Consider the following 9206-nt stretch of genomic DNA (forward strand, 5'->3'; position numbering starts at 1 on the left):
CGGGTCGAGGCGCTGGGACGCGCGCGCGCGCTGCTCCACCTCATCAATTTCGACGAGCCGTTTGGGCTATCGGTAGTGGAAGCAATGGCGTGCGGCACGCCCGTCATCGCCATGCGGCGCGGATCGATGCCCGAATTGATCGAGGACGGCGTGACCGGATTTCTGGTTGATTCGATCGAACAGGCGGCGGCGGCGGTCGAGCATGTCGATTCGATCGACCGCGCCGCGTGTCGCCGCGCGGTCGAGGCGCGCTTCTCGGTCGGGCGGATGGCGGACGACTATATCGCGCTTTACCGCCGCATCCTGGGCGGCGCCTAACCGCGATAGATATTGGGGACGAACGGCCCGTCAGTCGCCATCACCGGCTTCTGCACGAACGGCAGCGTGATCGCCGCGATGCTCAGCAGTGCGGTGACGGCCAGGGTGATGCCGGTCCCGAGCTGGCGCGCGGGCAGCCAGCCCGCCATCCCGAACGGATGCGCGATTCGGCCGGCGATGAATAGACCGCCCGCCAGTGCCAGCCACCATGACGTGCCTGCCGTCCATTCGATCGCGGCAATCAGGATCAGGACGATGGGCGCATATTCGGCGAAGTTGGCATGGGCGCGCATCCGCTGCGCCAGCACCGGATCGTCGCCGTCGCCGTGGATGATCCGCTGGCCAAATCGAATCCGCAGGATTCGCAATGCCAGCCACAGGTTTATCAGCGCCGCTACACCCGCGGTCGCCAGCGTTACCGACAGGCCCATCATCAATCCCCCTTGCAGGTCCGATGCTTGCCACCGTCGCGCACGGCTTGCAACGCACACGAAAATCGCTATAGGCGCACGCTCGCTTCGCGACCTGCCCTGGTATCCGCGGTGAAAGGATGCGTGCCTGTTCGCACGCTTGCCCGACCCGCGCAGGGGGCGTATCGCGACCCCGACGTTACAGAATCGAAGAAGGTGTGCCGAGATGGCCGTTCCCAAGAGAAAGACCACGCCGTCGCGGCGCGGCATGCGTCGTTCGCACGATGCGCTGAAGGTCGAGTCGTTCCAGGAGTGCCCGAATTGTGGCGAACTCAAGCGTCCGCACATCCTGTGCGGCGCGTGCGGCCATTATAATGGCCGTGAGATCGTCGCGGTCGAAGCCTGAGGACGAACACGCCGGATCACGGGGAACGACAAGAGGACATGGCGAGCAGCACCCGGATCGCCGTCGATGCGATGGGCGGCGATGGCGGGATTTCCGTCATGCTCGACGGTGTCGAGCGCGCCGCCGCCGAGCGGTCCGACCTTTCGTTCCTGCTGGTTGGCGATCAATCGGTCATCGATGCCGAACTTCGCGCCCGATCCGCGCTGGTGGATCGGGTCGAAGTTGTGCACGCAGCTGAAACTGTCACGTCGGATGACAAGCCCAGCACGGCGATTCGCCGTGCGCGCGTCACGTCGATGGGTCTTGCCATTGACGCCGTGAAGCAGGGACGTGCCGGGGCTGCCGTATCGGCGGGCAATACCGGCGCGCTGATGGCAATGGCCAAGCTGTCGCTCAGGACCATGCCCGGCATCGACCGGCCCGCGCTGGCGGCGTTGCTGCCCAGCCTTGGCGCCAATGATACCGTGATGCTCGACCTTGGCGCGAACACCGATTGCGATGCCCGCAATCTGGTGCAGTTCGCGGTCATGGGCGCGGCCTATGCCCGCACGGCGCTCGACCTCGACCGGCCGCGCGTGGCGCTGCTGAACATCGGCACCGAGGATATGAAGGGCACCGATATCATCCGTGACGCCGCCAGTCGGCTGCGCGCGGCGGGGCATCTGCCGATGGACTTCACCGGCTTTATCGAGGGCGACCGGTTGTCGCGCGGCCAGGTCGATGTCATCGCCTGTGACGGCTTCACCGGCAATATCGCGCTCAAGACGGCTGAGGGCACCGCGCGATTCGTCGCCGACCTGTTGCGGCGCGCCTTTTCCAGCTCGATCCGGTCCAAGATCGGTTTCCTGATCTCGCGCCCCGCCACCAAGCTGCTGCGCGATCACCTCGACCCCAATAATCACAATGGCGCGGTGTTTCTGGGCCTGAACGGGCTGGTGGTCAAAAGCCATGGCGGCGCCAATGCCGCGGGCATCGCCAATGCGCTGAAACTCGCCGCCAAGCTGGTCGATGATGACCTGACCCGCCGGATCGGCGACGATCTGGGCAATATCGAGGCGCGGGCGGCATGACGATTCGTTCGGTCATTGCCGGCACCGGTTCGGCCCTGCCCGATCGCCGCGTCTCGAACGACGAGCTGGCCGAGCGTGTCGATACCAGCGACGAATGGATCGTCGAGCGCACCGGCATCCGTTTCCGCCATATCGCTGGCGAAGGCGAAACCACCGCCACGCTGGCGACCGATGCCGCCCGCCGCGCGCTGGAGGCGGCAGGGATCGAGGCGCGGGCCATCGACCTGATCGTGCTGGCGACCGCCACGCCCGATCAGACGTTTCCCGCCAGCGCCACGCGGGTTCAGGCGGCGCTGGGCATTGACGATTGCGTCGCGTTCGACGTGGGGGCGGTGTGTTCGGGTTTCCTCTATGCGCTGCAGGTCGCTGATTCGATGATCCGCGCGGGCGCGCATACCCGGGCGCTGGTGATCGGGGCGGAGACGTTCAGCCGTATCCTCGATTGGGAGGATCGCACCACCTGTGTCCTGTTCGGCGACGGCGCAGGCGCGATCGTGCTGGAAGCGCGCGAGGGCGAGGATGAGGGTATTCTGGCGATGCGGCTGCACGCCGACGGGCGCCACAACGGCCTGCTCTATGTCGATGGCGGCCCTTCGACTACGGGCACCGTCGGCAAGCTGCGGATGAAGGGGCGCGAGGTGTTCCGCCACGCCGTCGTGAATCTGGCCGCGGTGATGCGCGAGACCCTGGCCGTGACCGGCCATGAAACATCGGACGTCGACTGGGTCGTTCCGCATCAGGCGAATGCCCGCATCCTGGACGCAACCGCACGCAAGCTGGACCTGCCGCCCGAACGCGTGGTGATGACGGTCGATCAGCACGCCAACACCTCCGCCGCTTCGGTGCCGCTTGCGCTTGACACCGCCATTCGCGACGGCCGCATCCAGCGCGGACAGCTGCTGGTGCTGGAAGCGATGGGCGGTGGTTTCACCTGGGGTGCGGCCGTCGTCCGTTATTAGGACGCGTGCCGACCGCATCCCCCAAAGGAGCGGCGTTGCGTGTTTGCCGCGTTCTGATAGGGTTAGGGGCAACAACACGCTTAAGGGCTGGGTGATGGAAGCTGTCGGGACTCTCACGCGCGCCGATCTTGCGGACGCATTGCATCGTGAAGTCGGCTTGTCGCGCACGGATTCGTCCAAACTGGTCGAACAGATCCTGACCCATTTGTGCGAGGCGCTGGCGCGCGGTGAGAATGTGAAGATCTCCGGCTTTGGCAGCTTCATCCTGCGCGACAAGGGCGAGCGGGTGGGCCGCAATCCCAAGACCGGCGTCGAAGTGCCGATCGCGCCGCGCCGCGTCCTGACGTTCCGCGCCAGCCAGATGATGCGCGACCGCATCGTCGCGGGCGGCTGACGGACGCCGCGATGACGGGGCCTGCCAAGGCCGACACCGCGTTCCGCACGATCGGCGAGGTTGCCGAGGAAACCGGCCTGCCCCAACATCGGCTGCGCTTCTGGGAACAGCGTTTCCCGCAGCTTCGACCGCTGACGCGCGCCGGCCAGCGCCGATATTACCGACCCGAGGATGTGGCGCTGGTGCGGCGCATCGACCAGTTGCTGAACCAGCAGGGTTATACGATCCGCGGCGTCCAGCAGCTTCTGGACAGTGAGGCGACTGCCAGTCCCCGCGCCAGCAAGCTGACCACCGCCGTTCAGGACAACCCGCTTCGCCAGTTGCGCGACCTGATGGTCGCCGCGCTCGATCGCGACGCGGGCTGACCCCTCGACCACGCTGCCGCCGCACGCTAGAGCCGCGGCTTGTCCGATACGCCAAAAGCCCGCCCCCGATCCGCCATGCGCCCGCGATTCGACCCTGTCGGCACGGCGTCGCGCCGTGCTGCGCTGCGCGTGCTCGACGCCGTCTTGCGACGGGGCCAGCCGATCGAGACCGGCCTGGCGCGCGCCGGCGACGGGCTGGCGCCCGCCGACCGGGGTCTTGCCCATGCCATCGCGGCAGAGGCGTTGCGCTGGCTGGCCGACCTCGACACGCTGATCGACAGGGCGACCCGACAACGCCTGCCCGACGATGCCAAGGCCCGGTTCGCACTGCGGATCGCGCTGGTCCAGGCATTGCGGCTCGGCACGCCGCCCCATGCGGCGATCGCGACAGTGCTGCCGCTGGTCGACGGAGGCCCGCGCAAGCTGGTGCACGGTGTGTTCGGCGCGCTGATGCGTGGCGGCGCGGCGCTGCCCGAGTTGCCGACCCTGCCCGCCGAAGTCGCGGTCCGCTGGCAACAGGCGCATGGCGCGGCGATGGTCGAGGCGGCGCGTGCCGCCATCGCCGCGCCGCCGCCGGTCGACCTGACGCTCGCCGACCCCGCCGCCACCGATGAATGGGCCACGCGTCTGTCGGGGATCAGCCTGATGCCGGGTCATGTCCGGCTGCCCGCGGGCGCCGACGTGCCCGCGTTGCCGGGCTTTGCCGATGGCGGCTGGTGGGTTCAGGATCTGGCCGCCGGGATTCCCGCGCGGCTGCTGGGCGCGGGCGGCGGCCATGTGCTCGACCTGTGCGCCGCGCCGGGGGGCAAGACGATGCAGCTCGCCGCCGCCGGATGGGACGTGACCGCGGTCGACATTTCCGAACAGCGGCTGGTGCGGCTGCGCGAGAATCTGGACCGGACGCGCCAGTCCGCCACGCTGGTTGCGGCCGATGTCGCGCGCTGGACGCCCGATACCTCCGCTGATGCCGTGCTGATCGACGCCCCGTGCAGCGCGACCGGCATTTTCCGGCGGCACCCCGATGTGCTGCACCGCGCCCATCCCCGCCTGATCGAAGAGACGGCTGCGCTGCAGACGAGCATCCTGTCGCGCGCCGCCGACTGGGTGCGGCCGGGGGGGCGGATCGTTTACGCGGTTTGCTCGCTGGAACCGGTTGAGGGCGAGGGGCAATTGGCACGCTTTCTTGGGTCGCGCGATGACTATGCGATCGAACCGATCACAGCTGACGAACTGCCCGCCGGTATCATGCCCCGCGATGACGGCACCTTGCGGACATTGCCGGCGATGCTTGGCGATCAGGGCCGCATCGACGGTTTCTTTATCGCGCGACTTCGTCGCCGCCCATAAACCGCGTTGCCGCGTGCGTTGCGGCTGCTAAGGAAGCGCGATCATGCAGCAGCCCGTCCGTATTGCCCCGTCGATCCTGTCCGCCGATTTCGCGCGTTTGGGGGATGAGGTTCGCGCGATCGACGCCGCCGGTGCCGACTGGATCCATATCGATGTGATGGATGGCCATTTCGTGCCCAATCTGACGATTGGGCCGATGGTGGTAAAGGCGCTGCGCCCGCACAGCGAAAAGCCGTTCGACGTGCATCTGATGATCGAACCGGTCGACCCGTTCATCGACGCCTTTGCCGAGGCGGGGGCCGATTGCATCTCGATCCATCCCGAAGCCGGGCCGCACAGCCACCGCAGCGTCCAGCGGATCAAGGCGCTGGGCAAGCGCGCCGGGGTCGTCCTGAATCCCGCGACCCCCGCCAAGATGCTCGACTATCTGCTGGAGGACGTCGATCTGGTGATGGTGATGAGCGTCAACCCCGGTTTCGGCGGTCAGCGTTTCATCGAAAGCCAGCTTCGCAAGGTAACCGCGATCCGCAACATGATCGACAAGCTGGGCAAGCCGATCGATCTTGAAGTCGATGGCGGTATCGACCCGTCGAACGCGGCGCGCGTGGTCGAAGCGGGCGCGGACGCACTGGTCGCGGGAACGGCGGCGTTTCGCGGCGGGCCTTCGGCCTATGCCGATAATATTCGGGCATTGAGGGGCGGTTGAGCACCCGGCCCGACGATCCCGGCGCCGATGGGATCGAGGAAGGCAAGCGGCTGATCCGGCAGGGGGGCGATGGCGGGCTGTCGCTGTCGGACCGCATTGCCGAACGGTTCCAACGGCTGACCTGGCGCACGCCGCTGCACACGCTGAAGCTCAAGGGCCGGCATCCGCTCAAGCTGCTGACGGTCGCCGACGACCCGTTTTTCGGCGATGTCGCGCGGGGTCAGGCGTTGCTGAACGGTCGGCTGGCGTTTCGCGGCGAGGAGCATGACCTGACCGCGCTCGGTTTCGACCGGCCGATGTTCAGCCGCGCTTGTGCCGACCATATCCACGCCTTTGCCTGGCTGCGCGACCTGTCGAGCGTGACCACGCGCGCCGTCGCCGCGCCGGTGGCGGAAGCGATCATGCGGCAATGGATCGCCGCGCATGGGCAGGTGGTGTCCGAACCGGCGTGGCGCCCCGACCTGTGGGGACGGCGCATCCTGTTCTGGACCGCGCACGCGCCGTTGATCCTGTCATCGACCGACCTTGTCTATCGCTCGAACGTGCTGCACGCGCTGGCGCGCGGTGCCCGGCATCTGGACCGGACGGCGGACAAGGCGCCCGCCGGCACCGCGCGCATCGCGGCATGGTGCGGCGTCGTCGCGGGTGGCCTGATGATCCCCGGCGGCGATCCGCGCCGGGCATTCGGCGAAGGCGGTCTGCAACGCGCGCTCGGCGCCTCGCTGACCGACGATGGCGGCATCATCGGCCGGTCGCCCGCCGCGCTGTATGATGCGATCCAGCTGCTGACGATGCTGCGCGGCACCTATGCCGCGCGCCGCATGGAACTGCCCGCCTTCATCGGCGAACGCCTGCCGCGCATGGTCGGTGCGTTGCTGGGCTGTTGTCACGGCGACAAAACACTGTCGAGCTGGCAGGGCGGCGCGCCCATCGATCCCGATCTGGTCATGCAGACGGTCGAGGCGACCGGAATCCGCACCCGTCCGCTGCGCCAGTCGCGCGACTGGGGGTATCAGCGGATGTCGGCGGGCAACACGCTGGTTATCATGGATGCCGCGCCGCCGCCCGTTGCGCGGATCGTCGAGGGCGGCTGTGCCTCGACGCTGGCGTTCGAACTGTCGGACGGACCCTGCCGCATCGTCGTCAATTGCGGTGGCGCGCGCGCGGCGCTGGCACAGGTGCCGGCGGCGCTGACGGAGGCGCTGCGGACCACGGCCGCCCACTCGACGCTGGTGCTGGGCGATTCGAACTCGACCGCGCTTAATGCCGACGGCACGCTGGGCAAGGGCGTGGTTGAAGTCGAACTCAGCCGTCAGGAAAGCGAGCCGACCAGCCGGATCGAGGCGAGCCATGACGGCTATGGTCGCCGATTCGGCTTCAAGCATCGCCGCCTGCTGGCGCTGGGCAATGACGGGCGCGATCTGCGCGGGGAGGACATGCTGCTGCCCGAAGGGCGCAAGCGTCGCCGCGATACCGTGCCCTTTGCCATCCGCTTCCACCTGTCACCCGAGGTCGAGGTCGCGCCGACATCCGACGGTCAGGCCGCGTTTCTGCGCCTGCCGGGCCAGCGCCTGTGGCAGTTCCGGGCCAAGGGCGCGGCGCTGACGATCGAGGAGAGCCTGTGGGTGAACGCCGCTGGTCGGCCCGTCACCACGCGGCAACTGGTGCTGTCGGGCGAAGCGCCGCCGGGAGGCGCGAGCATCAGTTGGGCGTTCCACCGCTCACGTTGACGCACGGGGTTGCACCCATGCGCGGTCGCGCTTAACCGCGCGGGCCATGAGCAATATCCAGATCCGCCGCGCGCTGCTTTCGGTTTCCGACAAGACCGGCATCGTCGAACTGGGCCAGGCGCTGGCCGCAAAGGGTGTCGAGCTGGTTTCGACCGGCGGGACGGCAAAGGCGCTGCGTGACGCGGGGCTGGACGTGCGCGACATTTCCGACCTGACCGGCTTTCCGGAAATGATGGACGGGCGGGTCAAGACGCTGCACCCCATGGTCCATGGCGGCCTTCTGGCCGTGCGCGACGATGCCGAGCACAAGGCGGCGATGGACGCGCACGGCATCGGCGCGATCGACCTGGTGGTCGTCAATCTCTATCCGTTCGAAGCGACCGTGGCCAAGGGCGCCGGGCGGGACGAGGTGATCGAGAATATCGACATCGGCGGCCCTTCGATGGTGCGTTCGGCGGCAAAGAATCACGCCTATGTCGCGATCGTCACCGATCCGGCGGATTATGTGCTGGTGTCGGGCGGGGAGACGACGCTGGACCAGCGCCGGATGCTGGCGGCCAAGGCCTATGCCGCAACCGCGGCATATGATTCGGCCATCGCCCAGTGGTTCGCCTTTGCCGATCAGGGCGCGGCATTTCCCGCAACGCTGCCGCTGGCCTTCACCCGCGCGGACGAGCTGCGCTATGGCGAGAACCCGCATCAGTCGGCGGCGCTGTATCTGCCGCGCGGCGCCCATGCCAACGGCATTGCCCAGGCCCGCCAGTTGCAGGGCAAGGCGTTGAGCTACAACAACTATAACGACGCCGATGCGGCGCTGGAGCTGGTCAGCGAGTTTCGCGACGGCCCGCCGACGGTCGTCATCGTCAAGCACGCCAATCCGTGCGGAGTCGCCAGCGCCGACACGCTGATCGACGCCTATCGCGCGGCCTTTGCCTGCGACACGGTGTCGGCATTTGGCGGCATCGTCGCGGTCAACCGCCCGCTGGACGGCGATACCGCGCGCGCGATCACCGAGATTTTCACCGAAGTCGTCGCCGCGCCCGATGCCGATGACGAGGCGAAGGCCGTGTTTGCCTCCAAGAAGAACCTGCGCCTGCTGCTGACCGGCGACCTGCCCGATCCGGCGCGCACCGGCCTGTCAGTCAAGTCGATCGCCGGGGGCCTGCTGGTCCAGTCGCGCGACGGCGGCACGCTGGCCGACCTTGATCTAAAGGTCGTGACCAGGCGCCAGCCGAGCGAACAGGAACTGGCCGATTGCCGCTTTGCCTGGACAGTCGCCAAGCACGTCAAATCGAACGCCATTGTCTATGCCAAGGGCGGATCAACCGCCGGGGTGGGCGCGGGTCAGATGAACCGGTTGGAATCGGCGCGCATCGCCGCGTGGAAGGCACGCGACGCGGCGGAAAAGGCCGGCTGGGCCAAGGCGCGCACCATCGGTTCGGCGGTCGCGTCGGACGCGTTCTTTCCCTTTGCCGACGGTCTGCTGGCTGCGGTAGAGGCG

At 67.8% G+C, this 9206-nt stretch carries 11 protein-coding genes; 10 read left to right on the forward strand and 1 reads right to left on the reverse strand.

The features are described 5' to 3' along the window. A partial coding sequence (locus tag VL973_RS10100) for a glycosyltransferase (protein WP_325283893.1) occupies positions 1-318 on the forward strand: 318 nt, incomplete at its 5' end. On the opposite strand, the gene VL973_RS10105 is transcribed toward VL973_RS10100, so the two are convergent. Continuing rightward, complete coding sequence (locus tag VL973_RS10105) at positions 315-752, reverse strand: MAPEG family protein (protein ID WP_325283894.1); 438 nt, start codon at positions 750-752, stop codon at positions 315-317. The genes VL973_RS10100 and VL973_RS10105 overlap by 4 nt on opposite strands. Before the next feature lie 202 nt (positions 753-954). Between VL973_RS10105 and rpmF the strand changes: the two genes are divergently transcribed. The 9 genes from rpmF to purH all read left to right on the forward strand — a co-directional run. Next, positions 955-1134 (forward strand): 50S ribosomal protein L32, encoded by a 180-nt coding sequence (gene rpmF, locus VL973_RS10110; RefSeq protein ID WP_325283895.1) that lies wholly within the window; start codon positions 955-957, stop codon positions 1132-1134. A gap of 38 nt (positions 1135-1172) precedes the next feature. Next, a complete protein-coding gene (gene plsX / locus VL973_RS10115) occupies positions 1173-2204 on the forward strand; it encodes a phosphate acyltransferase PlsX (RefSeq protein WP_325283896.1) in 1032 nt (343 codons plus the stop codon). Beyond that, the gene (locus VL973_RS10120) at positions 2201-3163 is read left to right on the forward strand and encodes a beta-ketoacyl-ACP synthase III (RefSeq protein ID WP_325283897.1); all 963 of its coding nucleotides are present in this window, start codon (positions 2201-2203) and stop codon (positions 3161-3163) included. The genes plsX and VL973_RS10120 overlap by 4 nt, the downstream gene beginning before the upstream one ends. Before the next feature lie 94 nt (positions 3164-3257). After that, positions 3258-3557, forward strand: a complete 300-nt coding sequence (locus VL973_RS10125; RefSeq protein ID WP_325283898.1) for an integration host factor subunit alpha — start codon at positions 3258-3260, stop codon at positions 3555-3557. 11 nt (positions 3558-3568) lie between these two features. Beyond that, positions 3569-3922: a MerR family transcriptional regulator gene (locus VL973_RS10130; protein WP_325283899.1), complete on the forward strand. Its 354-nt coding sequence runs from the start codon at positions 3569-3571 to the stop codon at positions 3920-3922. 75 nt (positions 3923-3997) lie between these two features. Further along, complete coding sequence (locus tag VL973_RS10135; protein ID WP_325283900.1) at positions 3998-5269, forward strand: RsmB/NOP family class I SAM-dependent RNA methyltransferase; 1272 nt, start codon at positions 3998-4000, stop codon at positions 5267-5269. Between the two features lie 43 nt (positions 5270-5312). Continuing rightward, on the forward strand, positions 5313-5975 hold the full coding sequence (rpe, locus tag VL973_RS10140; protein WP_325283901.1) for a ribulose-phosphate 3-epimerase: 663 nt from the start codon (positions 5313-5315) through the stop codon (positions 5973-5975). Next, positions 5972-7705: a heparinase II/III family protein gene (locus VL973_RS10145; protein WP_325283902.1), complete on the forward strand. Its 1734-nt coding sequence runs from the start codon at positions 5972-5974 to the stop codon at positions 7703-7705. Before rpe ends, VL973_RS10145 begins: the two co-directional genes overlap by 4 nt. 46 nt (positions 7706-7751) lie before the next feature. Then, positions 7752-9206 (forward strand): bifunctional phosphoribosylaminoimidazolecarboxamide formyltransferase/IMP cyclohydrolase (gene purH, locus VL973_RS10150; RefSeq protein WP_325283903.1); only part of this gene is annotated, 1455 nt, incomplete at its 3' end.

The organism is Sphingomonas sp., from assembly GCF_035490575.1.
Lineage (GTDB): Bacteria > Pseudomonadota > Alphaproteobacteria > Sphingomonadales > Sphingomonadaceae > Sphingomonas.

Bases quoted from the DNA above. Each gene is read 5' to 3' on its own strand.
- plsX (WP_325283896.1), top strand. From the start codon at position 1,173: ATGGCGAGCAGCACCCGGATCGCCGTCGATGCGATGGGCGGCGATGGC.
- VL973_RS10125 (WP_325283898.1), top strand. From the start codon at position 3,258: ATGGAAGCTGTCGGGACTCTCACGCGCGCCGATCTTGCGGACGCATTG.
- VL973_RS10105 (WP_325283894.1), bottom strand. From the start codon at position 752: ATGATGGGCCTGTCGGTAACGCTGGCGACCGCGGGTGTAGCGGCGCTG.
- rpmF (WP_325283895.1), top strand. From the start codon at position 955: ATGGCCGTTCCCAAGAGAAAGACCACGCCGTCGCGGCGCGGCATGCGT.
- VL973_RS10135 (WP_325283900.1), top strand. From the start codon at position 3,998: ATGCGCCCGCGATTCGACCCTGTCGGCACGGCGTCGCGCCGTGCTGCG.
- VL973_RS10130 (WP_325283899.1), top strand. From the start codon at position 3,569: ATGACGGGGCCTGCCAAGGCCGACACCGCGTTCCGCACGATCGGCGAG.
- rpe (WP_325283901.1), top strand. From the start codon at position 5,313: ATGCAGCAGCCCGTCCGTATTGCCCCGTCGATCCTGTCCGCCGATTTC.
- VL973_RS10120 (WP_325283897.1), top strand. From the start codon at position 2,201: ATGACGATTCGTTCGGTCATTGCCGGCACCGGTTCGGCCCTGCCCGAT.